This window comes from Streptomyces sp. MP131-18, from assembly GCF_001984575.1.
GTDB lineage: Bacteria > Actinomycetota > Actinomycetes > Streptomycetales > Streptomycetaceae > Streptomyces > Streptomyces johnsoniae.
In genome coordinates this window covers 2,317,294-2,340,336 of sequence record NZ_LZNS01000001.1, presented here as the reverse complement: position 1 = coordinate 2,340,336, position 23,043 = coordinate 2,317,294, and the positions used below count along the sequence as shown (strand labels likewise).

Here is a 23,043-nt window from a genome sequence, read left to right as displayed (position 1 = left end):
GGCGGCCGGGGCTCAGTTTCCGGCGAGCCAGTGGTCGAGGGCGGTCATGAAGGCGTCGAAGTCGTCGCGGTGCATTGTGTGGCCGGTATCGGGCAGGGTGGCGGTGGTGAAGCCGCGTTTCCGCAGGCGGGCCGCGTGGTCGGCGGTGACCAGGCCGCCGTCGCCCGGTATCTGTACCAGGGACGGGACGCGGGGGTCGTCCGGGGTGAAGTCCTCGTGCGCCAGCCGGCTCAGGCCGAACGCGGTGCGTGAGTCCCACCGGGCGAGCGTCGCCACCTCGGTGTCGACGTCGGCGGGCTCCCACCGGGGGTTCCCCGCGGCGATGGCCTCGCGCGTGGCGTCCTTGGCGGAGATCAGCGCCACCGGGTCGTGGCGGCGGCCGTCGAAGAGGCGCCAGGCCGGGTCGGCGTACACGGCGCGGGCCGGGCGCAGCCGTTCCGCGGCCAGCGCCAGGGCGAGGCCGCCGAGCGAGTGCCCGAGGGCGAGGGCGGCCCCGGTGGGCAGGGTTTCGGCGAGGTCGTCGGCGAAGTCCGCCGGGGCGTACGTGCCGCGCCCGCTGAGTCCGTGGCCGCGCAGGTCGACGGCGATGGTGCGGAAACCGCGGTCCGCGAGCGCCGGGCCGACCCGCCGCCAGGTGCGGTGGTCGGCCATGATGCCGTGGACGAGGAGCGCCACCCGGTCGCCCTCGCCCCACGTGCGGGTATGCAACTGCACGGTCGTCTCCGTCCTTTCGCGTCGCGTCGTGTCCGGCGCGGCCGGGGCGGGGCTCGCACGGGCCCCCGCCCCGGGGCTCAGCCGGCGGCCGCCGCGCGCAGCATGCCGAGAACGGGAAACCAGTCCACCGTGCTCGTCCCCCGTGGCCGCTCCCTCGCTGGTGATGACATGTTCCCATCCGGAACGGGGCTCCCGCATTGCCGGATTCCGGCAGTCTTGACGCGTTCTTGATGCCTGTCTCGGGCGGATCACCCGCTCCGCGTCAACTCCCGTTCGGCGACTGCCAGGAAGCTGCGCGGCGGGCGGCCGGTGAGGCGCCGGACGGTGTCGGTGGTGCGGTCCTCGGCTCCGCCGGCGATGGCCAGGTCCAGGTCGGCCAGCAGCGCGGCGAAGTCCCGCGGTATGGTCGCCGCGAGGCGGTCGCGCAGCTGTTCGGCGGAGAGGTGGCGGTGGGTCACGGGCCGGCCGGTGACCTCCGTGACGATCGTGGCGACGTCGTCGTGACTGAGCGTCTCCGGGCCGGTCAGGACCAGATCGGTGCAGGGCGCGCGGTCATCGGTCAGGGCGTGCACGGCGACGGCGGCGATGTCGTCGGCGTCGACGAAGCCGACGCGGCCGGTCCCGGCCGCGGTCAGGATGACGCCGTCGTCCCTGATGCTGTGGGCGTGGAGGTGCGTGCCGGTGAAGTTCTGCATGAACCAGGAGGGCCGCAGGACCGCCCACGCGTCGAACAGGCCGGGCAGGGCGCGGTGCACCGCGCCCACCGCCGGGCCCCCTGCCGGCACGGCCGAGGAGCTGAGCAGCACCGCGCGGTGCACGCCGGTGCCGCGGGCCTGCCGGAGGAAGGGCAGCATGACGGCGGCCGGGTCCAGGTCGCCCGGCGGCGGGACGAGGTAGACGCGGTCGGTTCCGGCGAGGGCCTCGCCGAAGGTGCCGGGGTCGTACCAGTCGAAGCGGACCGCTTCCGCGCCGGGGACCCGGGCGGCGCGGCGTCCTGCGGCCTTGACGCGGTGGCCGGCGCCGACCAGCCGCGCGGTGGTACGGCTGCCGGTGGTGCCGTTGGCGCCGATGACCAGGGTGGTGCCGGCGGCGGTCATCGGCCGCTCCTGGTGAAGTCGGCGCCCGGCTCCTGGGCGACGAGCGGGTTCCAGTAGTCGCGGCAGGAGGTGATGAGCCCGTCCCGAACGGCCACGACCGCGATGTAGTTCGCATCGAAGGGGCTGCCGGTCTCCACCAGGCGGCCCACGCCGCGCATTTCGACGACGATGGTCCCGGGCTCGGCGGTCCGGTGGACCCGCACGTCCGTGAACTCGTGCAGGTCGATGTGGTCGGGGTAGTGGCGCATGTAGGCGGCGATGGCTTCCTTGCCCGCCAGCCGCCGGGGCCAGTCCCGGGGCGCGAAGGGGAATTCCAGGACGCCGTCGTCGGCCCACAGGCCGACCCAGGCGGGTATGTCCTTGGCCAGCAGGAGTCGAAGACTGTGGTGATAGAGGTCTGCCGGTGAGGTGGTTTCGGGCATGAACTTCTCCGTCCCGTAAGATGTGGACCCGAGGTCCGCTTTGCTGGACGATACGGACCCCGGGTCCGCATTGCAAGTGGAGGAGGCGCGCATGACCGAGCGCAAACCACGCAAGGACGCCGTCCGCAACCGGGCGGCCACCCTCGCGGCCGCCGACGCGCTCTTCGCCGGCTGCCGGAGCCCCGAGGAGGTCACCATGGCCGATATCGCGGCGGCGGCCGGCGTCGGCAAGGGAACGCTCTTCCGCGCCTTCGGTGACCGCACCGGGCTGATCCGCGCGCTCTACGAAGCACGGCTCGAACCGATCAGGAAAGCCGTCGAAGCGGGACCACCACCGCTCGGGCCCGCCACCCCACCGCTTCAGCGCGTACCCGCCCTGCTCGACGCCGTACTGACCTTCAAGCTCGACAACCGCCACCTCGCGCTTGCCCTGGAGGGGACCGGCGACGACAGCCCCTACCGGGCGGAGCACTACGAGCGATGGCACGCCCTGCTCCGGGACCTGCTGGCGCGGATTCCCGGCCTCACCGGCAGCGACTTCACCGCCCACGCGCTGCTCGCCGCCACCCGCGCCGATCTCGTCGAACACCTGGCCGGGCACAAGGGTGTGCCGCGCGAAGACCTGCGGCGACAGCTGGCCGGCTTCACCGCCACCATCCTGGCCGCCGCTCGGGCGCCGGCCACCATGGACTGACCGGGCGCCGCGGTCAGCCGCAGGACCGGCGCGCCGTCCAGATCTCCTCGCTCGGCCATCGGTGTGCCCAGTCCGAGGAGACCTCCCCGTACTCGCGGTCCGCGGGGCGCGGGGCCTGTATCTCGATCAGGTCCTCGACCACGAATCCGGCGGCGCGCAGCAGCCGGATCATCTCGCCGTGCGGCAGGACGAACTCCACCCGCTGCCCCCAGTCCAGCCGGCCGAGGCCGAACTGGTCGCGCACCAGCGCCGCGGACGCCTGCCCCTCGGGCGGCGCGCACAGCGCGAACAGCGGCGAGTAACGCATGAACACCAGCCGCCCGCCGGGCACGAGCAGCCGCGCGGCCTCGGGAATCCACCGGTGGGGGTCGCACCACAGTGACGCCCCGAACTCGCTGATGGCCAGGTCGAACGACCCGTCCTCGTACGGGACCTGCTCCGCGTTCCCCAGGACGAGCGGGAAGTCGAGGCCGAACTCGCCCTGCATCGCGCGGGCGGTGGCGAGCTGCTGCTCCGACAGATCGATGCCGACCGGGCGGGCGCCCGCCCGCGCGAGCCACGCGGAGACGTAGGCGGTGCCGCAGCCCAGTTCGATCGCCCGGACCCCCGTCAGGTCCTCGGGCAGCACCCGGACCCGCGACTCCGGGGTGGCCCACAGTCCCCAGTGCGGTTCCGGCCGCGACCACTGGGCGCGGGCGAGCGGCCCGTGCGCCGCGTTCCCCTGGCCGTCCCAGTAGCGCCGGTTCCGTTCGAGGTGCGCGTCGGGGGCTTCCGCTCCGGCTCCGGTCATGCCCGCATTCGACCGGAGCCCCGCCCGGGGCCGCAACGCAATAACCGGCCCGTGTTATGCATGTCCCATGAGCCTGACTGTCAGGGGTATTTCCTATGTCACCGGCGAGACGGAGGACGAGGCGCTGGCCCGCGACCTGCGCGCGATCCGCGCGGACTTGCACTGCACGGCCGTGCAACTGATCGGCACCGACATCGGGTCGCAGCTCCGGGCCGCCCGTGCCGCCCTGGACGAGGGGCTCGACGTCTACGTGCGGCCGTACCTGGCCGACCGGCCGCGCGCCGAACTGCTGGCCCACCTGACGGAGATGGCCGCCGGTGCCGAGGAGCTGCGCGCGCGGTACCCGGGCCGGGTGACGCTGCTGGTCGGCAGCGAGTTCTCGCTGACGCAGGGCGGCATGCTGCCGGGCCCCAAGGTCTTCGTCCGGCTCCAGTTCCTCCTGCGCTGGCGGCGGTTGTTCGACCGCCGCATCACCCGCAAGCTGCGCCGCCTGCTCGCCGAGACCCTGGCGACCGCCCGCGGCGTCTTCCACGGCCCGGTCACCTACGCCGCCGGTTACTGGGAGCAGGTCGACTGGTCGGACTTCGACATCGTCGGCGTCAACCTCTACCGGTTCGGCGACGACCCGGCGGCCTACGAGCGGGGTCTCGATGCCCTGCTGCGGCGGGCGGAGGCGGCGGGGAAGCCCGTGGTCATCACGGAGTTCGGCTGCGGCGCCTTCCGCGGGGCGGAACGCCGAGGGCCCGGCTCGTTCCGCATCGTGCGGTGGTTCGCCGATCCGCCCCGCATCAAGCCGGGGCACGAGCGGGACGAGGGCACCCAGGCGGCCTACCTCGGGGAGCTGATCGGTCTTTACGCGGCCCGCGACGTGCACGGCTGCTTCGCTTACACCTTCGCCATGCGGGACTTCCCGCACCACGACGACCCGTCCCTGGACCTGGACATGGCCGGCTTCGGGGTGGTGAAGGTGCCCCACGACGACCTGTCGGAGTGGCGGCCGAAGGAGGCGTTCGCCGAGGTGGCCCGCCGGTACGCGTGAGGGCGCCCCGTCGCGTTCCGCCGCGTCCCGTCGCGTTCCGCCGCCGGGCTCAGGCGGCCCTGGTCATCTCCGGCTTGAGCAGCACCTTCGTCCAGCCGTCCACGCGCTTGTCGAAGCGGTCGTACGCCTCGGGGGCCTCTTCGAGGGGGAGGCGGTGGGAGACGACGAAGCCGGGCTGGGCGCGGCCGGCGATGATCAGGTCGCGCAGGTAGCGGTTGTACGCCTTGACGTTGGCCTGGCCGGTGCCCATGCGCTGGCCCTTCTCGAAGAACCGGCCCATTTTGAACAGCAGTTCGCCCTGCCGCGCGGCCTCGCTCGGGCCGCCGGGGTCGCCCGGCACGTAGAGGCCGACGACGCCGAGCGCGCCGGTGGGGCGGACGGATTCGACGAGTGAGTTGAGCACGATGGCGGGCTGCTCGTCGCCTTCCTTGACGGTGGCCTGGTAGCCGACGGCGTCGATGCCCTTGTCGGTGCCCTCGCCGCCGGTGAGGTCCTTGATCTGCTCGGCCGCGTCGCCCTTGGAGTAGTCGATCGGCGTGGCACCGATACGTGTCGCAAGCTGGAGCCGGTCGGGCTGGCGGTCGACGACGAAGACGCGTGCGGCGCCCCTGATGAACGCGGAGTAGGCGGCCATCAGTCCGACGGGCCCGGCGCCGAAGACGCACACGGTCTCGCCGGGGCCGACGCCGGCCAGCTCGGTGGCGTGGTAGCCGGTGGGGAAGATGTCGGCGAGCAGCGCGAAGTCGTCCTCGTGCTCCTCGCCCTTGGGCAGCTGGAGGCAGTTGAAGTCGGCGAACGGCACCCGCAGGTACTCGGCCTGCCCGCCGCGGTAGGGGCCCATGGAGACGTAGCCGTAGGCGCCGCCGGCGAAGCCGTGGTTGACGGTGAGGCAGAAGCCGGTGCGGCCGGCCAGGCAGTTCTTGCAGAAGCCGCAGGCCACGTTGAACGGCATGACGACCCGGTCGCCGGGCTTGACGCTCGCGACGCCGCGGCCGGTCTCCTCGACGACGCCCATGTTCTCGTGGCCGAAGACGATGCCGGGCTCGGCGCCGGTCCTGCCCTCGTACATGTGCAGGTCCGAGCCGCAGATGGCCGAGGTGGTGATCCGCACGACGACATCCGTGGGGTCCTCGATGCGGGGATCGGACACGTCCTGCACCGCCACCGAGTAGGGCTCCTGGTAAACGACCGCCCGCATGGCTGCCTCCCGTGCTCTGGTCCTGGTATCGCCGGATTGCCGAGGAATGGCTGCTTCAGCCCACTTTAGTGGCGGGGGTGGCGGGTCGCGACCGGGCGGAACGGTCGGCTTCCCGGGTGCATCTGGTGGGCCGTTCCGGTGGTGGCCGGGGGCATGGCCGGGCCGGTCTGCTCGCTCGGCATAAGTATGACTATCGGATCTTATGCACTTTCTGTGTCTGATCCCTCACTTATGTCCCCTGCGTCCTGCGGAGAATCCCGTGCCCCCTTCCTCGCCCCGCCTACCCGCCCGCCCCGCCGTCACCGCGCTGCTGCTCGGCGCGCTCCTCACCGCCTGCGGCGGCGGCACGCCGTCCGCGCCCGAGACGGCGAAGGAGCCCGCCGCCGCGCCGGACCGCGCCGCGGAGGGCTTCACCCTCGTCGCCACCGGCGACCTCCTCGTGCACGACTCCGTCATCCGCCAGGCCAGTGCGGACGCCGGCGGCACCGGCCACGACTTCCGGCGCATGCTCGCCGCCGCGGAGCCCACGGTGGCGGGCGCCGACCTCGCGCTGTGCCACATGGAGACCGTCTACGGCGCCGACGGCGGGCCGTTCACCGGCTACCCCGCGTTCAAGACCCCGCCGCAGCTCGCCGAGGCGGTGGCCTCGCTCGGCTACGACTCCTGCTCCACCGCCTCCAACCACACCCTCGACGCGGGGGCCGAGGGCGTCGTCCGCACCCTCGACGCCATGGACCGCGCCGGGCTGCGGCACGCCGGGTCCGCCCGCACCGCGGAGGAACGCGACACCCCGGCGATCCTCGACGCCGGCGGCGCGAAGGTCGCCCACCTCGCCTACACCTACGGCACCAACGGCATCCCGGTGCCCGAGGGCGAACCCTGGCTCGTCAACCTCATCGACCCGCGGCAGATCGTCGAGGACGCGCGCACGGCCCGCGGCGCCGGGGCGGACGTGGTCGTCGTCAGCATGCACTGGGGCACCGAGTGGCAGGAGGAGCCGGACACCGCGCAGCTGAAGCTGGCGGAGGAGCTGACCGCGTCGGCGACCGGCGGCCGCAAGGACATCGACCTCATCCTCGGCACGCACGCCCACGTCCCGCAGGCGTACGAGAAGGTGAACGGCACCTGGGTCGTCTACGGCATGGGCGACCAGATCGCGGGCGTGATGAACGACCCGCGCGGACAGCTGGGTTCGGCCGCCCGCTTCACCTTCGTCCCGCCCGGGGCGGACGGCGGTGACTGGACGGTGGAGAAGGCCGAGTACGTGCCGCACTCCGTCGACAACGACCCGATCACCCTGGTCAACCTGCCGCGCGCCCTCGCCGAGGACCCGGACCACGCCGCGCACCGGGCGGCCATGACGGCCATCGACGGCGCGGTCCTCAGCCGCGGCGCGGACGCGGACGGCCTGACGCGCGGCCGGTAGCAGGGCCGGAAACAGTGCGCGCGGCGCGGCAACCCCGGAGGCCCGCGGCGGCAACCACCGGGTGCACCCTGCCGTTTGCCGCAGCCCATCAGGAAGGCCGTCCGCCGTGCGCATCCTCACGCTGCCCGCCGCCGTGCTGCTCGCCCTCGCCCTGGCCCAGCCGAACGCCACCGCCGAGCCTGCCGCCGTGCCCGCCGCTCCCGCCGCCGGGCCCGTGGGATGGGCGGCGGTCGGGGAGGGCACCACCGGGGGCGCGGGCGCCGACGAGGACAGTACCTACGTCGTGGCGACCCGGGCCGAACTGGCCGCCGCGCTGGACAACGGCGGCAACCCGGACGAACCGAAGATCATCCACGTCGTCGGCGCGATCGACGGCAACGAGGCGCCCGACGGGCGGCTGCTCGACGACCAGGACTACGCGCCCGGCTGGGATCTGGACCGCTACATGGCCTGCTTCGGTCCGGACGGCACCGAGTGGAGCGACGACCACCACCCGTGGTGCGACGCGCAGTCCCGCCTGCGCACCACAGGCTCGGGTGCGCAGAAGCAGCAGATCCAGCTGACCGTGCCCTCGAACACCACCCTGGTGGGCCGGGGCGCCGACGCCTGGCTGCGCGGCATCTACCTGTCGGTGCGGCTCGGCGAGAACATCGTGGTGCGCAACCTCCACCTGGAGGCGCCCGTCGACCACTTCCCCTCCTGGGACCCCTGGGACGGCGACAACGGCTCCTGGAACGCCAGGTTCGACGCCATGTCCGTCGTGACGGGCTCCCGCATCTGGATCGACCACTGCACCTTCACGGACGGCCGCTACCCCAACAGCGGTGCGCAGGAGGGCTTCCACGGCGAGCCCGTCGAGCACCACGACGGGCTCCTGGATCTGGAGGACGGCACCGATTTCGTCACCATCTCCGGCAGCCACTTCGCCGACCACGCCAAGACGCTGCTCATCAGCTCCGGCGACGGCCAGGGCGACAGCGACCGCGGCCGGCTGCGCATCACCCTGCACGGCAACCTCTTCGAGGACTCCCAGCAGCGCAGCCCCCGCGTCCGCTTCGGCCGGGTCCACACGTTCAACAACTACTTCACCGGCAGCACCGACGACCCCGACTACCCGATGACGGGCGAGAACGCGGGCGGCTCGGACTACTTCCTCGGCGTGGGGGTGGAGTCCCTGATGATGTCGGAGTACAACGCCTTCGACGTCACCGGGCCGGGCGCGTCCGCGGACCTGCTGGTCGCCAACTACGGCGGGCACCAGTTCCTCGACCGCGGCTCCTGGTTCGCCGGGCGGCCCGTGGACCTGAACGCCCTGGCCGAGCGCAAGTTCGACGCCGCGGCGGCCGAGGCACGTGCCGAGGCCGAGGAGGCCGGTACGGAGCCCCCGGCCTGGGCGCTGCTCACCTTCACCACCGACGTCGGCTGGGACCCGGCGGACGCCTACTCCTACACGCCGCTGCGGGACCCGGCCGAGGTACGGGACACCGTCCTGGCCCAGGCCGGCGCGGGGCGCGCGCCCACGGCCTGAACGCGCGTCAGCCGCAGACCTGCTCCAGTGCCGGAACGTGCGGGGGCTGGTCCTGGATCAGCTGGATCTCCGCCAGCAGGCCCTCGGGGTCCTGGAGCGGGTCGGCCAGGAATTCGAGCACCTTCTCGTAGAAGAGGCGGCCGACGGTCGGTGACATCACGTCGGAGGCGTCCAGGCACAGCCGTTCCGCGCCGTGCAGCTGCTCGGCGATGCGGCGGCTGACGCCGGCCGGGTAGTGCGCGGGCAGCACCTCGTTGTGCGCGGAGAACAGCGGCCACTCCGCGGCCTGCCCCGGCCCCGGGTCCTCGGCGGCGCCCGCCCGGGCCGTCTGGGTCTCCACGTCGGCGAGGAAGGCGAGCAGCGTCTCGGCGTCCTCGTTCTCCCGGAACAGCGCGGCGAAGTCCGCCGACACCTCCACGTCGCGGCCCGCGTCGGGGGCGGCGCCCGGCAGCAGCCGCGCGGAGGGCGTGAAGTCCAGCCGCCGCGCGTCCTCGGCGTCGTACAGGCTCCGCGCGAAGCTGCCCTGGTGTTCGAGCGTGCAGCCGTCCGGCCCGCTCCCGCCGTCGAGCAGCAGGCCGCCGCGGCCGTCCCGGCCGCGGTGGTCGGTGCGCAGCGCCGCGGGCGCCGCCTCCTCGTCCCCGGCCATGAACGTGCCCCACGTCTCCCAGGCGGCCACCACCGCCTCGTCGGTCCACGGGAGTTGGCCGGTGGCCCACGCGTTGTAGACGTCCGCGCCCGACTGCTGGAGCAGGATGTCCTCGATCCAGTCGGTGCCGGGCCAGCCCGAGGTGGCGTCGGACAGCATGCCGAGGCACCACTGCGCCACCCCGGGCGGCCCGCCGCGCGCCGGGTCGAGGCCCGCCTCGTGCCACACCATGCTCTTCAGGTCCACCTTGACCGGCACCCAGTACCGCTCCTCCTCAGGACCCGCGGGCCGCGCCAGCCACGGGGCGTCGAACGCGCCGGACGGAACGGCGTCCCCGGGCAGCGGGTACAGCAGGCCGCGGGCCGCGTAGTCGGCCAGGTCGCCGAGGCCGGGCAGGATCGCGATATCGGGCGGATCGCCGGACTGCACGCCCGACAGCAGCACATCGCGGGTCGCGGTGGTCCCCTCGTAGGCGACGTCGATGCCATAGGTCTCCTCGAACGACGCCAGTTGCCGTTCGAAGTCGCGTTCCTCCGCACCGGTCCACGGGCCGAGGACCGCCAGCGGCGGGTCCTGGGTGCCGCCGCCGAGGCCGCAGGCCGTCGCGGGCAGCAGCAGCGCCAGAGCGGTCATGAGGCGGCGCGCGGGCCGCGGGGAGGACGTCACGACTGGAACCTCTCGTAGTCGCGCAGGCGCAGGAACAGGCCGCCGGTGCACAGCGCGGCGACCGCGGCACCGCCGGCGGCGATGGCGGGCAGCGTCGCCGCGGCGGGCGCGGGGCGGTCCGTGCCCGACTCCACGCCGTCGGACGCGGCGGTGGTCCGCGTCTGTACGGCCGCGAGCCAGTCGGTCCACTCCGCCGAGTCCCGGTCGTCGGTCGTGGCGTCGCGCTGCATGGCGACCAGCCCGGTCAGCCCGTCGGCCGCCGCGTCGAGCCGGTCGTGCGCGGCCCGCGCGGGCAGCAGGGGCAGCCAGGCGGCGAGCACGATCAGGCAGGCGGCGAGGAGGAACGGGTCAAGGCGGGCGGGGAAACGCCGCGCCAGCTGGCGCAGCGTCACGGCGAGCAGCGCCGCGAGCGCCAGGGCCGCCGCCGCGGCCAGCAGCCACACGGCGCGCCGCCCGGTGGAGAGCTCGGTCTCCTGCGCGAGGCGCGCCAGCTGGCGGTCCTGCAACTCCTGGAGCCTGGCCAGGATTCCGCTGTCCTCCCGGTTGAGGAGGGCGTCGGCGCTGAGGAACCAGGCACCGCGCACCGGCTCGTTGTCCTCGTGCGCGACGGCCAGGCCCATGGCCCTGTCGTACGCCATGAGCAGCGCGTTGACGGTGTCCCGCAATTCCCCGGCGCCGACGAGCCCCGCCGGGTCGGCGGACTGGGCGAGGCTCTGGGTGGCCGCGGCGAGCTGCGCGCGGTACTCCTCGCCGGAGCCGACGACGCCGCTGATGCCGCGGCTGAGCTCGCGGTCCGCGGCCAGGTGGCCGGTCATGAGCGCGGTGCGGGCGGCGGTCACCTCCAGGATCGCGGGCGCGATCCGGTCGCGTACCGCGCCGGGCCTGCGCTGCTGGTCGGCGTAGGCGGCGAACAGCAGCGCGGTAGCGGTGGCGGTCAGCACGAGCAGCGCGGCGAGCCGCCGCCACAGCAGTCCCCTGGTCCCGCTCATGCGCCGCCCTCCCAGGCCGTTCCGCAGGCGTTGCAGAACCGGCCGGGCGGCACCGGCGCGCTGCAAACAGGGCAGTGCCGCGCCAGGCCGCCGCTCTGTGCGGCGCTGTCGGCGGCGACGCCGGGCGCGGGGTTGCGCACGTGGCTGCGGCGCGACCCTTCGGTCTGGATGTCGCCGCGGCTGAGATCAGGACGCAGCCGGACCCGGCCGGTGTCCGGGGCGTCGATGAGCACCAGGTCCCGCAGTTGGGCCAGGCGCACCTCGTTGCCGTCCTCGTGGGCGATGCGGACGGCCCGCCCGAAGTGCCGTTCGGCCGCGGCGGTGTCGCCTTCCTCGACGGCCCTGGCGCCGCGGCGGGCAGCCTCGTTCATCTCGGCCTGGCGGGCGAAGTGTTCGGCGACGCCGCCGGGGTTGGTCAGGGGCGGGTCCTCGTCCGTCCAGCGCACGACGATGTCCAGGGCGGGGGGCAGCGCGAGGCCGTCGGCGGCGAGCCCGACGGTGGCGACATGCGCGGCGGCGCGGCGGGCCGCCGCGAACCGCGGGTCGGTGGCGTCGGCGTGCAGCCGCAGCCGGTACCAGCGGGTCTCGTCGGCCCAGGCGCCGGTGGGGATGGCGACCTCGCCCCCGCGGTCGCGGGCACGCGCGGTCAGGTCGAGGTCGACGGGGGACAGCTGCCTGAAGCCGCCGAAGGACAGCCAGGGCTCCGGGCGGACGCACACGGTGAGTTCGCGCAGCTTGCGCGCGGCGGAGGCGTGCACGAAGCCCTCGAACAGTTCGGTGACCTGCTCGCGCAGCGGCGGGGCGCCGCCGTCCGCGCCGGGCCGGGCGACGCCGTACGCCAGGCCGTTCAACCGCCCGGTGATACGGGTCAGCTCGTCGGCGTCCCACAGGTCGCCGATGCCCAGCGCGTCGCCGCGGAACTGCCCGGCGCATGCGTGCAGGACGCGGCTCAACTCGGCTTCCGCACCCGGCCGGTTCCGGCCGTCGGTGAGGAACAGCGCGTGGCGGAACGCCGCGTCCGGGCGGGCGGCGAGCAGGTCGTGGGCGGTGTCGAGCCAGGCGTCGATGCGGGTGCCGCCGTGCGCGGTGAGACCGAGCGCGGTGCGGATCGCCTCCTCGCGGGTCCGCGGGGTGACCGGGACGGTGCCGCGCGGCTCGTGCCAGGGGTAGACGACCTGCGCGGTGCCCGTTCCCTTCACCAGCGCGAAGTGCACGCCCTCGGGCAGCGCGGCCACGGCCGCGGCGGCGGCCCGGCGGGCGACGGCGATCTTGTGCAGGGAAGGGCGGGCCATGGAGCCGGAACAGTCGATGATGATGACTTCCGAACGGTGCTCGGGGGGCGGGCCCGCGACCGCGGCGAGGCCGCTGACGGTGACGCCCACCAGCACGCCAACGGCGCGGTCGTCGGCGTGCGCGTACTGGTCGCGCTCGTACGCGGTGGTCAGTTCGGCGCGCGGCCCGCCGCCCGGCGTGGTCATCGCCGCCTCCCGGCCGCCCGGCCGGGCCCGCCGTTGCGGAACCACACGCGGGGGGCGACCGCGTGCGACAGGTCGAGCAGCCGCGCGTGCAGCGCCCGGTCGGTGCTCTGGGGCGCGAGGTCGCGGAACGACTGGGCGAGTGCCGTGCGCAGCGCCTGCTCCGTGGGCGGCTCCTGCGGGCCGGGACCGCCGGTGCCGCGCCCGCAGAACAGCTCGCTCGCCAGCTCGGGCAGCCGTTCCCGGTCGGCCGCGCGCGCCGGGTCGCGCCGTACGCACCGCAGCCAGTCGAGCGCCCATTCCCGTAACTCGGCGGTGAGCCGGGCATGTTCCTGCCCGTCCCCGGCCCCGGCCCCGGCTCCGGCGTCGAGGGCGGGTGCGGCCTGCGGCAGGTCGCGCAGCACCGTGAGCAGGCTGTCCGCGTCCGGCAGCCCCTCGGGCCCCGGCGACAGGCGGGCGGCGCGGATGCGGAGCGCCGCGATGCGGGCGGCGTCGCTGTGCAGCGACATGGCGGGCACCAGGCCGAGCACGCGGGCCGCCTCGTCGCGGTTGCCGCGGGCCAGATGGATGCGCGCCAGGCCGAAGGCGGCGCTGTCCGGCTGCGGGTCGCAGGCCCACACCGCCCGGTAGAGGCGTTCCGAATCGGCGAGGGCGTCGCGCTGCTCTGCGCAGTAGCCGAGGGCCAGCTTCGGCGCGTACTCGCCGGGCAGCGCGGCGTGGACGCGGCGGAACTCGCGTTCCGCCGCGGCCGTGTCGTGCGCGGCCAGGTGGCACAGGCCGGTGTGCCAGGCGATGCGCCAGTCGTGGGCGGCGCCGCCGGGCACGCGGGCGTCCAGCGCCTCGGCGGCCCGCGCCAGCCGGGCGGCGGCGCGCTCCCGTTCGACGGCGCGGGCGGCGTCCCCGGCCGGCAGGCTGTCGCCCGTCCTCAGGTGCGCGCGGCACAGGTGCAGCAGGACCTCGACGCTCCCGTAGCCGGACTCCTCGGCGGGTCCGAGCAGGCTCTCCAACTGCCGCACCGCGCCGCGCGCGTCGCGCGGGGTGAGGGTCCGCAGGGCGGCGGCGGCCGGGTCGGCGCGGTGCGGCACGGGCACGGGGAGGCCGACGGCGACACGGAACGGCTCCGGGCGGCCGTGCCGGAGCACGGGGCTGACGGGTCCTGGGTCGCGGTACTGCGCGCGTTCCCTGTGCTGCCAGTGGGCGAGCCCCGGCACGGCCCCGAGCCCGTCGTCGAGGAGCACCGGGGTCGGGGTGAACACGCGGGAGGGCGCGGGGTGGCGGTGGCCGGTGCCGGCGGCGGCCAGCTCCCGCAGCACGCCGTCGAGTTGCCCGGCCATCTCGGCGGCGCTGGTGAACCGGTCGCGGGGCTGGTCCGCGGTGGCGCGTTCCAGCAGCCGCCGCAGGGAGGTCGGGCCGAGTCCCGCGGCGGGCGGCTCGGCGACGGCGTCGACCAGCTCGGCGAGGGTCCTGCCGACGGTGAACACGTCGTGCGCGACGGTCGGCGGGCCGCCGCCCTCGGCGACCTCGGGACTGGCGTACCCGTGCGTGATGACCGGCGGCCGCGCCGTGTCGCCGGCCCGCTGCACCCCGCCGAGGTCGATCAGCACGACGCGGCTGCCGTGGTGGATGACGTTGTCCGGCTTCATGTCGGAGTAGACCAGGCCGCGGTCGTGCAGCGCCTGGAGCGCGGACAGCACCTGCCCGCCGTACAGCGCGACGTGGTCGAGGGTGAGGGCGGGTCCTCGCGGGCCGAACGGCCGCCCGCCCGGCCCGCTTTCGGCGATGACCTCGCGCAGGGACCGGCCGCCGACGAACTCCATGACGATGTAGTCGACGGGCTGTTCGCCGGGGTGCGTGACGTAGTCGAGGATGCGGACGACCGAGTCGTGCGTGACGGCGATCATCCGGTCACGTTCCTCCAGCATCGCCGCCCTGGCCCGGGGGTCGTGCGGGTTGAGCACGCCCTTGAGCGCGATCAGCCGGTTTTTCAGCCGGGTGTCCTCGGCGAGGTAGACCCAGCCGAGGCCGCCGTGCGCGACGCAGCCGAGCACGCGGTAACGGCCGTTGTCCAACTGCTCGTCGACCTTCAGCTGGGGCCGCAGCGAGTAGCGGGTCCCGCAGTTGCGGCAGTAGCCCGTGAGCCGGGTCGGGGCGCCCGGGAACGGCGCGCCGACCTGCCAGCCGCACTGCGGGTTGCCGCAGCGCAGGCCGTTCCGCGGCGGCTGCGGGTCGGGGTCGAGCAGGGAACGCGGGTCGGGCACGGACAGCGCGGGCAGGGTGGGCAGCGGGTACGCGCCGAGGTGGTCGGGCAGGGGTTCGCTCACGGCTTCCGGTCCTCCTTCCGCTCGCCGTCGGCCGGCGGCAGGCCGAGCAGCCGCCGCACGGCCGCCACGTAGGCGGTCAGCGCGGGGCCGGCCGTTCCGGGGTCGAAGTACCCCCACAGCGCACCGAACGCGGCGTCGTGTTCCGCGGTGACCTGCTCCTCCAAGTCCTCGCCGTCGTGGCCGTCGTGCCCGTCGCCGCCGCGTGCTCCGGTGGCGGCGGCGAACGCGAGGAGGCTGCGGTAGGTGTCGAACTCCTCCCGCAGGGCGTCGCGTCGGCGCCGCCGCCGTTCCGCCTCGGCCTCCCCGGCCGCGACGGCCCGCGCGGCGCGGCGGATGCCGGAGTCGAGCCGGTCGACCGCGGCGGTCAGCCCGTCCGGGGCCGCGCCGGGGCCCGCGGCGGCGCGCATGCGGCCGATGACGGCGTAGTCGAGGTGCAGCCCGGTCAGGGCGTCGTCCTGCGGAACGACCCCGGCGAGGCGCTGCGCGGCCTCGTTCAGCTGGGCGGCGCGCACGTCGAGCGCGTCGAGGTCGGCGGCGAGGCGGGCGATGCGCTGCCGCAGCGCGATCATGGCGCCCGCGTCCCGCTCCGCGCGGGTGCGGCGGCCGTAGTGGACGAGCAGCAGGCGGCAGCCGTTCTCGGCCAATTCGCCGCAGAGTTCGGCGACGTCGGCGGGCTCGGCGGCGCGGTTGAGGCCGAGGAGCGCGATGGTGCGCGCGAGGCGGGCGCGCCGCAGGAGCGCGCGGGCGCTGCCGTGCCCGGGGACGGTGAGGTTCATGCGGTCGGCGATTCCGGCGGCGATCTGTTCCGCCGTTCTGCCGGTGACGTCGATGGCGAGGTCGAGGGAGCCGATGGGCGGCACGGTGGCGGCGGGGGAGGCGGACAGCGCGTCGGGCCGCGGGTGCACCAGTTCGCGGTCGGCGAGGGCGAGGGCGCGGCGCAGCGTGTGGTCGCGCGGGCTGCCTTCCTCGACCTCGGTGGTGCGAACGGGCGGGCCGCCGCGGTCGGTCAGCCACCGCGCGAGCCGTTCCGCGTAGTCGGCGAGCAGGGTGCTGCCGGGGGAGGTGCGGGAGGTGAGGGCGGGTTCGACGCCGCGGCGTCCTGCCGCCCACTTCTCGGCGACGGGCAGGTGCCGCAGGAGGGTGTCGACGGGGATCATGCGGGCGAACGGAGTCCCGGCTCCCGCCCCGGCCCCGGCTCCCGCCCCGGCCGCGGCGGGGCGGATGCCGAGGACGACGCCGAGGACGCGGGGCGGGTCGTGGTGGTCGAGGACCGGGGCGCCGTGGCAGCCGTGTTCCGGCAGGTCCTGGTGCGCGGCGGGGGCGAGCCGGATGTCCTCGCCCCAGGTGTGGTCCACGTCCGCCGCGATGGTCAGCGGCCCGCCGTCGTGGGTCTCGGCCCAGCCGCGGATGACGACGGGGGTGCCGAGCGGGGGCGCGGCGCGCCGCAGCGCGGCGGGGGCGGCGCCGGGCGGTGCGCGGTCCAGGGCGAGTACGGCGAGGCCCGCGGCGCCGGAGCCTGGCGTTCCGTGGCGGGGGTGGGCGCGGCCGGTGGCGGGGGCGGCGCCGCGTACGCCGGGGAAGTCGACGGTGACCTGCGCCTCGGGGTGCGGCAGGACGGTGGCGCAGGTCAGGGCCAGGCGGTCGCCGAGCAGCACGCCGGTGCCGACGACCCGCCGCGTGTCCCGGGCGCGTATCCGCAGCAGCCAGGAGTCCCCGTCGGCGCGCACCTCACTGCCGTGTTTCATCGGTGTGACGCCCCTCCCCATGCGTCAGCAGGATACGCACGGCCGGTCTCGCTCTGTAGCGTCCTGACGTTCCCAACAGAAATGCACGGGAAGCGACTTGATCCGTACTTTGGTCTAGACATGGGTCTAGACATGCTCATGGCAGCCGACTTACGCTCCGTCTACTCCGTTCCGCCCCCGTTCCGGTTGAGCGACAGAAGGAGAACCCCCCATGAGACGCACCTCCCGCCTGCGCCTGCGCGTATGGGCCTCGGCCCTGCTCCTCGTCGGCGCGCTCGGCGCCACGGAAGCCGCCGCGGCGCCCGCCCCCGCCGAGCCGCCCGCCGCGCCGGGCCTCGTCGAGGCGATGCAGCGCGACCTGGGCCTGACGGAAGACCAGGCCCTCGACCGGATTGCCGACGAGGCCGCCGCCGCCGAGGCGCAGCCGGCGGCCACGAGCGCCGCGGGCGACGCGTTCGCCGGTGCCTGGTTCGACCCGGCCGCCGGCGCGCTCGTCGTCGCCGTGGCCGACCCGGGTGCGGCGGACGCCGTGCGCGACGCGGGCGCCGAGGCCTTGGTCGTCGAGCACTCCGCCGCCGAACTCGACGCCGTCGTCACCGGACTCGGCGCGGCCGACGCGCCCGAGGGCGTCGTCGGCTGGCACGCCGACGCGCAAGCCAACACCGTCGTGGTGGAGGTGGTCCGCGGTGCCGCGGACGAGCCCGCCGTCGCCGCGTTCCTGGACGAGGCGCGCGCCACGGGCCCGGTCGCCGTCCGCGCGGTCGCGGACGAGGCGCCCGCCCCGTTCGCCGCGGGCACCGTCGGCGGTGACCCCTACTACACGGGCAACGTCCGCTGTTCCATCGGCTTCTCCGTGCACGGCGGCTTCGTCACCGCCGGCCACTGCGGGCAGCCGGGCGCGGACGTCTTCGGCTGGGACCGTTCCCGGCTGGGCACCTTCCAGGCCGCCTCGTGGCCCGGTAACGACTACGGCTGGGTCAGCGTCGGCCACGGCTGGTGGACCGAGCCCGTCGTGCTCGGCTGGGGCACGGTCTCCGACGCGCTGGTCCGCGGCTCGGCCGAGGCGCCCATCGGCGCCTCCGTCTGCCGCTCCGGCTCCACCACGGGCTGGCACTGCGGCACGGTGCTCGGCAAGAACGAGACCGTCCGGTACGTCGACGGCGAGGTCGTTAACGGGCTGACCAGGACCAGCGTGTGCGCGCAGCCGGGCGACTCCGGCGGCTCCTACATCAGCGGCGACCAGGCCCAGGGCGTGACCTCCGGCGGCTGGGGCGACTGCAACAGCGGCGGCGAGACCTGGCACCAGCCGGTGAACGAGATCCTGTCGGCGTACGGGCTGACGCTGCACACCGCATGACGCCACCCCGCATGACGTACCCCGCATGACCTTTCCGCCGGGCCGTCGCCACACGTTGTTCGTGTGGCGACGGCCCGGCGGCGTCAAAGCGGAGGCAAAAGCAAAGGCAAGGAGCTTGCCCGCTCCTTGCCACTCTCAACGTATAGCGCACCGGGGGGCTTGCCGCAAGACCCGGGTCGTGCCGCAGAATGATCGGCCACGGCCGGAACCTGCGGATATGGCACATTCGCCCGGAACGTCGCACCGCGGGTGGGGCCCGGCGCGCCGCGCGGGTCGGCCGGCCGGCATCCGACTCGTTGAATGGGCTTACTGATGATTGACGTGATCGTGGTCGGCGGCGGACCGACCGGCTTGATGCTGGCCTGCGAGTTGCGGCTGCACGGCGTGCATGTGGTCGTGCTGGAGAAGCTGACCGAGCCGACCGGGCAGTCCCGCGGTCGCGGCCTGCACGCGCGCAGCGTCGAGATGATGGACCAGCGCGGTCTGCTGGACCGGTTCCTCGCGGTCAGCGAGAAGTTCCAGGTCGGCGGTCTCTTCGGCGGCATCCCGAAGCCGTGGCCCGACCGGCTGGACACGGCCCACGCATACGGCCTCGCCACCCCCCAGCCGGTCACCGAGCGGCTGCTCGAAGAGCGTGCCCTCGAACTCGGCGCCGAGATCCGGCGCGGCTGCGAACTGGTCGGACTGAGCCAGGACGAGAACGGCGTGACCGCCGAACTGGCCGCCGGCGGGCCTGGGTCTCCCCCCGCCAATGAGGATGGGGGTCCCCCCGCCAGTGAGGATGGGGGTCCCCCCGCCAATGAGGGCGTAGCCGGCGGGGGAGTAGCCGGCGGGTCTGGGGGTCCCCCCGCCAGTGAGGGCGTAGCCGGCGGGGGAGTAGCCGGCGGGGGAGTAGCCGGTGGGACTGGGGGAAGCATGCGGCTGCGCTCGCGTTACCTCGTCGGCTGCGACGGTGGTCGCAGCACGGTGCGCAAGCTGCTCGGCGTCGCGTTCCCCGGCGAGCCCGCCAGGGTCGAAACGCTGCTGGGGGACATGGAGATGACCGAGGACCGGGCGACGGTTGCCGCCGTCGTCGCGGAAGTCCGCAAGACCCAGCTGCGGTTCGGCGTCATGCACGACGTGGACGGGAACGAGGGGCTGCACCGCATCATCGTGCCCGCCGAAGGCGTGGCGGAGGACCGTACGGCCGCGCCGGCCCTCGAGGAGTTCGCGCGGCAGCTGCGGGCGGTCGCCGGCACCGACTTCGGCGTGCACTCGCCGCGCTGGCTGTCCCGGTTCGGCGACGCCACCCGGCTGGCCGAGCGCTACCGGACCGGCCGGGTGCTGCTGGCCGGTGACGCGGCGCACATCCACCCGCCGACCGGCGGGCAGGGCCTCAACCTCGGCGTCCAGGACGCGTTCAACCTCGGCTGGAAACTGGCCGCCGAGGTGGGCGGTTGGGCGCCGGAGGGGCTGCTGGACAGCTACCACGCCGAACGGCGCCCGGTGGCCGCCGACGTGCTGGACAACACCCGCGCGCAGATCACGCTGCTGGGCACCGATCCGGGCGCGACCGCGCTGCGGGAGCTGTTCTCCAAGCTGATGGACTTCGAGGAGGTGAACCGGTACGTGACCGGGATGATCACCGCGGTCGGGGTCCGCTACGACTTCGGTGGGGGCCACGAGTTGCTGGGCCGGCGGCTGCGGGACGTGCGGCTGAAGCGGGGGCGCCTCTACGAGCTGATGCACGGCGGCCGCGGGCTGCTGCTCGACCAGACCGGCCGGCTGACGGTGGCGGGCTGGGCGGACCGGGTCGACCACGTCGTCGACGTCAGCGAGGAACTGGACGTGCCCGCGGTGCTGCTGCGGCCGGACGGCCACGTGGCGTGGGTAGGTGAGGGCCAGCAGGAGCTGCTCGACCGGCTGCCCACGTGGTTCGGCGCCGCCGCCGACTGAGGGTGCGGGTGCGGGTGCGGGAGCGGGGACGCGGGGTCCGTCCGCTCGTCGTTCCGATCCGCCGGGTCCGGCGGCGACGCCGGAACGCGTGCGCGTTCGCCGGGCGGGCGGCAACACGCGGCTGCCGGCCGTGGAATGCGAGGGTGTCCCCATGACGCACTCCGCCTCCGTTCCCCCGCCCGCTCCCGCCCCCCTGGTGGCGACGCCCGACGCGCCGCGCGTGTCCGTGCGCGGCTCGGCCCGGCTCGAAGTCGACCCGGAGATCGCCCGCATCGGCGTGGTCGTGACCGCCCGCGGCGCCGACCGCGCCGCCGCGCTGACCGACCTGACCCGGCGCAACGGCGCCGCGCTCGGGCTGCTCTCGTCGTATGGCGGGGCGATAGAGGACACCGCGACGGGCAGCTTCTCGATCACCCCGGAACTGACTCGCCGCGGGCGCGGCGAGCACGTCCGCACCTACCACGGGCACGTCCACATCCAGGCGACCGTGGGCGACTTCACCGTGCTGGGCGAGCTGACCACGCGCCTGGCCGATCTCGAACTGACCCGCGTCGACGGGCCGTGGTGGGCGCTGCGCCCCTCCTCGCCCGTCCACCGCGAGGCCCGCAGGCAGGCCGTGCGGGAGGCCGTCACCCGCGCCCGGGAGTACGCCGCCGCCCTCGGGTCCGACCTGGCCGCACTGGTCGAACTCGCCGACATCGGCGTCGACTCCGAGCCGCACGCCATCTACGCGGGCGCGGCGGCCCGCGGCGCGGCGCCGGGCGGCGCGGCGGAATCGGGGGTGCCATCGCTCGACCTCGAACCGCGCCGCCAGACGGTACACGCGCACATCAACGCGCGGTTCACCATCACCCCGCCCGTCCTCTGAGCCGCATCGCCGAGCACATCGGCGCGTCGCCTGCAAATCCCCTCACGGGTGAATGCGTTCATTGCCCTGTTGACCCAATTCATCCGTACGTGTGGCACTTCATCTGATCGGTGATGAATCGGCAGGGCCCCGGGCAGCGTCTGATTCGACGCGGCGCGTCAAGTGCGCGCCAGAGATGCCCATATGGAGGCACGATGTCCGTTCAGGCCAGCACCCGCATCTCCCCAGTCCTCGCCGGGTCGGCGGAGCGTTCCGCCATGACCTCGCTGATCTCCGAGCCCGAGGCCCCCGTCAGCGGCGCTCCCGTCTACTCACCCGAGGCGGTCGGCGTTCTCCTGCTCCTGATCCTGCTGTCCCCGAAGCAGCCCTCGGAGCCGCGCAAGTAACCCTCGGTCCGGGGGCGTTGCCCCGCCGCACACCAGCGCTCGTCACTGCTGAGAGAAGCAGACGCAAGCCGACAGAAGCTGACAGAAGGTGAGTCACCGATGTCGTATCCGGACCCGTCGCCGCATGCGGTCTATGCCGCCGCGGTGGAGAGTCTGGCCGGGCGCGTCCTGGGTGCCCTCACGGGCACCCGGGGTCCGGCGGGGCCCGCGCGCCACGTCGAGGAAGCCGGGGACCCGAAGGCGGCGCTGGCCGCCGTGCGGGTCCTCGGCCCCGATGTCTTCGCCCCGGCCCTGCTGGCCGGGGCGGCCTTCGGCCCGGCCGACTGCGAGGCGGTGACCGAGGCGTTCCGCGTCTTCCCGCCCGGCCCCGACGACCCGCCCGAGACGGTGTGGCGCGACCGCGCCACCGCCGCGCTCCTCACCCGGCACGGCGGCGACCCGGTGGCCCCCGGCGCCCAGCCCGTCAGCCGCACCCCCCGCCACCGCTGGCGGATCTGGGCCGGGTGGATGGCCCGGCTGTCCCCGCTGGCGCTGCCCGGCGTGACGGGCCCGCTGCCCGAGCCGGACGCCCGCGCCGCCCAGGCCCTCGCCATGGGCACCACCCGCGCGCTGCTGCGCCGCGACCACCCGACGGCGGCCCGCCTCGCGCGCTGGGCCGCGTACGCCGACGGCCGGGGCGCGCCGTGCACCCTCGACCTCGGCGCCGTGCTCGACCACATCGAGCTGTGCGGCAGCGGCACCGCGCGCACCGCGCTCGACACCGCGATCGCCCGCCGGCTGGCGGCCGGATCAGAAAGGCGGACCGCATGACCGCGCCGTCCCCTTCGCCCGCGGCCGTGCGCAGGACCGCGCACACGCTGGCCACCGGTGCCGTCGGCTGGCTCCACCGGCACCGCGAGCTGGGCTCGCTGCCGCCCGACACCTCAGGCGAGCTGACCGACCCGGACAGCGTGTACAAGCCACTGGGCGAGTCGGCGCTCGCCGCCTCCCTCGTGCTGCGCGAGGGCATCGCCTCCCCGGCCGACCGGCGGGCCGCCGAGGAGATCCTGGACTTCGCCTGGGCGCAGTTGCGCGAGGGCGACCTGCTGTACGAGCGGCAGCTGCGGTACATGATGATGACCGACCCGCTGGAGCTGTACACGCACTTCGCGCGCGCCGGCTACCGGCACGAGCGGCTGCACGCCCTGTTCAACCACCTGGGACGCCTGGTCTCGCGCGACGGCGCCGAGCAACTGCCCAACCGCCGCCTCGCCGTGGCCAACGCGGCGCGCGTGGCGGGCCTGGACCGGGAGCCGGACTGGCAAGTCCTCACGGACGCCACGTGGCTCGGGCACACCCCCGAGCCCTGGGCGATCGACTGGATGACCGCCTACTGCGTGACCCACACGGTCTTCCACGTCACCGACTGGGGCGGCAGGCCCCAGGGGCTCTCCCCGGAGATCCAGGACTACCTGGCGCGGTGGCTGCCGGTCTGGATGGACGTGTGGCAGGAGATCCAGGAGTGGGACCTGCTGGCCGAGCTGCTGATCGTCGACTCCTGCCTCGCCGAGCCGCGTTCCGCCCCCGAGGTGTGGGAGGTGCTGGCCGGGGCGCAGCGCCCCGACGGTCTCGTGCCGCGGAACGGTGAGCCCGTATCGGACGACCCGGAGCAGGCGTTCCGCGAGCATCACCACACCACGGTGGTCGCCGCCGTCGCGGGCACCCTGGCCCTCTCGCGCCACCGCGGCGCCCCCGCCCTCGTGTGACG

Annotated in this window: 20 protein-coding genes; 10 read left to right on the top strand and 10 right to left on the bottom strand. The window is 74.7% G+C overall.

Annotated features, from left to right (window positions below; genetic code table 11):
• Nucleotides 1-12: 12 nt before the first annotated feature.
• The 3 genes from STBA_RS10185 to STBA_RS10175 all read right to left on the bottom strand — a co-directional run bounded on the left by STBA_RS10185 (nt 13) and on the right by STBA_RS10175 (nt 2,233).
• Complete coding sequence (locus STBA_RS10185; protein WP_077058938.1) at nt 13-714, bottom strand: alpha/beta hydrolase; 702 nt, start codon at nt 712-714, stop codon at nt 13-15.
• A 248-nt stretch (nt 715-962) separates the two neighbouring features.
• Nucleotides 963-1,811, bottom strand: a complete 849-nt coding sequence (locus tag STBA_RS10180; RefSeq protein ID WP_077058937.1) for an NAD(P)H-binding protein — start codon at nt 1,809-1,811, stop codon at nt 963-965.
• A complete protein-coding gene (locus STBA_RS10175) occupies nt 1,808-2,233 on the bottom strand; it encodes a nuclear transport factor 2 family protein (RefSeq protein ID WP_077058936.1) in 426 nt (141 codons plus the stop codon). Before STBA_RS10175 ends, STBA_RS10180 begins: the two co-directional genes overlap by 4 nt.
• A 91-nt stretch (nt 2,234-2,324) precedes the next feature.
• Between STBA_RS10175 and STBA_RS10170 the strand changes: the two genes are divergently transcribed.
• The gene (locus tag STBA_RS10170) at nt 2,325-2,927 is read left to right on the top strand and encodes a TetR/AcrR family transcriptional regulator (protein WP_077058935.1); all 603 of its coding nucleotides are present in this window, start codon (nt 2,325-2,327) and stop codon (nt 2,925-2,927) included.
• A gap of 13 nt (nt 2,928-2,940) precedes the next feature.
• Here the strand turns inward: STBA_RS10170 and STBA_RS10165 are convergent, their stop codons facing one another.
• Nucleotides 2,941-3,717 (bottom strand): class I SAM-dependent methyltransferase, encoded by a 777-nt coding sequence (locus STBA_RS10165; protein WP_077058934.1) that lies wholly within the window; start codon nt 3,715-3,717, stop codon nt 2,941-2,943.
• Nucleotides 3,718-3,784: 67 nt separating this feature from the next.
• Between STBA_RS10165 and STBA_RS10160 the strand changes: the two genes are divergently transcribed.
• Nucleotides 3,785-4,756 (top strand): hypothetical protein, encoded by a 972-nt coding sequence (locus tag STBA_RS10160; protein WP_077058933.1) that lies wholly within the window; start codon nt 3,785-3,787, stop codon nt 4,754-4,756.
• A gap of 49 nt (nt 4,757-4,805) precedes the next feature.
• On the opposite strand, the gene STBA_RS10155 is transcribed toward STBA_RS10160, so the two are convergent.
• Entirely contained in the window at nt 4,806-5,954 is a 1,149-nt protein-coding gene (locus STBA_RS10155) for a glutathione-independent formaldehyde dehydrogenase (protein ID WP_077058932.1), read from the bottom strand.
• Between the two features lie 259 nt (nt 5,955-6,213).
• On the opposite strand from STBA_RS10155, the gene STBA_RS10150 reads away from it, so the two are divergent.
• Nucleotides 6,214-7,380 carry a CapA family protein gene (locus STBA_RS10150; protein WP_077058931.1) on the top strand — a complete coding sequence of 389 codons (1,167 nt, stop codon included), beginning with the start codon at nt 6,214-6,216 and terminating at the stop codon, nt 7,378-7,380.
• A gap of 106 nt (nt 7,381-7,486) precedes the next feature.
• Nucleotides 7,487-8,908 carry a pectate lyase gene (locus STBA_RS10145; RefSeq protein WP_253194624.1) on the top strand — a complete coding sequence of 474 codons (1,422 nt, stop codon included), beginning with the start codon at nt 7,487-7,489 and terminating at the stop codon, nt 8,906-8,908.
• Nucleotides 8,909-8,915: 7 nt separating this feature from the next.
• Here STBA_RS10145 and STBA_RS10140 read toward each other — a convergent pair whose 3' ends face one another.
• The 5 genes from STBA_RS10140 to STBA_RS37705 are packed head-to-tail and all read right to left on the bottom strand — an operon-like array spanning nt 8,916 to nt 16,750.
• A complete protein-coding gene (locus tag STBA_RS10140) occupies nt 8,916-10,220 on the bottom strand; it encodes an extracellular solute-binding protein (RefSeq protein ID WP_253194622.1) in 1,305 nt (434 codons plus the stop codon).
• Nucleotides 10,217-11,209, bottom strand: coding sequence for a hypothetical protein (locus STBA_RS10135; RefSeq protein ID WP_143659466.1), 993 nt, complete (start codon nt 11,207-11,209; stop codon nt 10,217-10,219). The genes STBA_RS10140 and STBA_RS10135 overlap by 4 nt, the downstream gene beginning before the upstream one ends.
• Nucleotides 11,206-12,687 carry a VWA domain-containing protein gene (locus STBA_RS10130; protein WP_079251834.1) on the bottom strand — a complete coding sequence of 494 codons (1,482 nt, stop codon included), beginning with the start codon at nt 12,685-12,687 and terminating at the stop codon, nt 11,206-11,208. The genes STBA_RS10135 and STBA_RS10130 overlap by 4 nt, the downstream gene beginning before the upstream one ends.
• On the bottom strand, nt 12,684-15,005 hold the full coding sequence (locus tag STBA_RS36350) for a serine/threonine-protein kinase (protein ID WP_077058927.1): 2,322 nt from the start codon (nt 15,003-15,005) through the stop codon (nt 12,684-12,686). Before STBA_RS36350 ends, STBA_RS10130 begins: the two co-directional genes overlap by 4 nt.
• Nucleotides 15,002-16,750, bottom strand: coding sequence for a hypothetical protein (locus tag STBA_RS37705; protein ID WP_077058926.1), 1,749 nt, complete (start codon nt 16,748-16,750; stop codon nt 15,002-15,004). Before STBA_RS37705 ends, STBA_RS36350 begins: the two co-directional genes overlap by 4 nt.
• A gap of 211 nt (nt 16,751-16,961) precedes the next feature.
• On the opposite strand from STBA_RS37705, the gene STBA_RS10115 reads away from it, so the two are divergent.
• From STBA_RS10115 to STBA_RS10090, 6 genes are all read left to right on the top strand, one after another.
• Nucleotides 16,962-18,107, top strand: a complete 1,146-nt coding sequence (locus STBA_RS10115) for a S1 family peptidase (RefSeq protein WP_077058925.1) — start codon at nt 16,962-16,964, stop codon at nt 18,105-18,107.
• A 312-nt stretch (nt 18,108-18,419) separates the two neighbouring features.
• Nucleotides 18,420-20,042 carry an FAD-dependent monooxygenase gene (locus STBA_RS10110; RefSeq protein WP_253194619.1) on the top strand — a complete coding sequence of 541 codons (1,623 nt, stop codon included), beginning with the start codon at nt 18,420-18,422 and terminating at the stop codon, nt 20,040-20,042.
• Between the two features lie 151 nt (nt 20,043-20,193).
• Nucleotides 20,194-20,910: an SIMPL domain-containing protein gene (locus tag STBA_RS10105; protein WP_077063225.1), complete on the top strand. Its 717-nt coding sequence runs from the start codon at nt 20,194-20,196 to the stop codon at nt 20,908-20,910.
• Nucleotides 20,911-21,104: 194 nt separating this feature from the next.
• The gene (locus tag STBA_RS10100; protein WP_077058924.1) at nt 21,105-21,296 is read left to right on the top strand and encodes a hypothetical protein; all 192 of its coding nucleotides are present in this window, start codon (nt 21,105-21,107) and stop codon (nt 21,294-21,296) included.
• A 99-nt stretch (nt 21,297-21,395) separates the two neighbouring features.
• On the top strand, nt 21,396-22,106 hold the full coding sequence (locus tag STBA_RS10095) for a hypothetical protein (RefSeq protein ID WP_077058923.1): 711 nt from the start codon (nt 21,396-21,398) through the stop codon (nt 22,104-22,106).
• Nucleotides 22,103-23,041 carry a hypothetical protein gene (locus STBA_RS10090; RefSeq protein ID WP_077058922.1) on the top strand — a complete coding sequence of 313 codons (939 nt, stop codon included), beginning with the start codon at nt 22,103-22,105 and terminating at the stop codon, nt 23,039-23,041. The genes STBA_RS10095 and STBA_RS10090 overlap by 4 nt, the downstream gene beginning before the upstream one ends.
• Nucleotides 23,042-23,043 lie beyond the last annotated feature (2 nt).

Bases quoted from the DNA above. Each gene is read 5' to 3' on its own strand.
- STBA_RS10165 (WP_077058934.1), bottom strand. From the start codon at position 3,717: ATGACCGGAGCCGGAGCGGAAGCCCCCGACGCGCACCTCGAACGGAAC.
- STBA_RS10095 (WP_077058923.1), top strand. From the start codon at position 21,396: ATGTCGTATCCGGACCCGTCGCCGCATGCGGTCTATGCCGCCGCGGTG.
- STBA_RS10155 (WP_077058932.1), bottom strand. From the start codon at position 5,954: ATGCGGGCGGTCGTTTACCAGGAGCCCTACTCGGTGGCGGTGCAGGAC.
- STBA_RS10090 (WP_077058922.1), top strand. From the start codon at position 22,103: ATGACCGCGCCGTCCCCTTCGCCCGCGGCCGTGCGCAGGACCGCGCAC.
- STBA_RS37705 (WP_077058926.1), bottom strand. From the start codon at position 16,750: ATGAAACACGGCAGTGAGGTGCGCGCCGACGGGGACTCCTGGCTGCTG.
- STBA_RS10135 (WP_143659466.1), bottom strand. From the start codon at position 11,209: ATGAGCGGGACCAGGGGACTGCTGTGGCGGCGGCTCGCCGCGCTGCTC.
- STBA_RS10100 (WP_077058924.1), top strand. From the start codon at position 21,105: ATGTCCGTTCAGGCCAGCACCCGCATCTCCCCAGTCCTCGCCGGGTCG.
- STBA_RS10170 (WP_077058935.1), top strand. From the start codon at position 2,325: ATGACCGAGCGCAAACCACGCAAGGACGCCGTCCGCAACCGGGCGGCC.
- STBA_RS10180 (WP_077058937.1), bottom strand. From the start codon at position 1,811: ATGACCGCCGCCGGCACCACCCTGGTCATCGGCGCCAACGGCACCACC.
- STBA_RS10115 (WP_077058925.1), top strand. From the start codon at position 16,962: ATGAGACGCACCTCCCGCCTGCGCCTGCGCGTATGGGCCTCGGCCCTG.
- STBA_RS10160 (WP_077058933.1), top strand. From the start codon at position 3,785: ATGAGCCTGACTGTCAGGGGTATTTCCTATGTCACCGGCGAGACGGAG.
- STBA_RS10130 (WP_079251834.1), bottom strand. From the start codon at position 12,687: ATGACCACGCCGGGCGGCGGGCCGCGCGCCGAACTGACCACCGCGTAC.
- STBA_RS10105 (WP_077063225.1), top strand. From the start codon at position 20,194: ATGACGCACTCCGCCTCCGTTCCCCCGCCCGCTCCCGCCCCCCTGGTG.
- STBA_RS10110 (WP_253194619.1), top strand. From the start codon at position 18,420: ATGATTGACGTGATCGTGGTCGGCGGCGGACCGACCGGCTTGATGCTG.
- STBA_RS10175 (WP_077058936.1), bottom strand. From the start codon at position 2,233: ATGCCCGAAACCACCTCACCGGCAGACCTCTATCACCACAGTCTTCGA.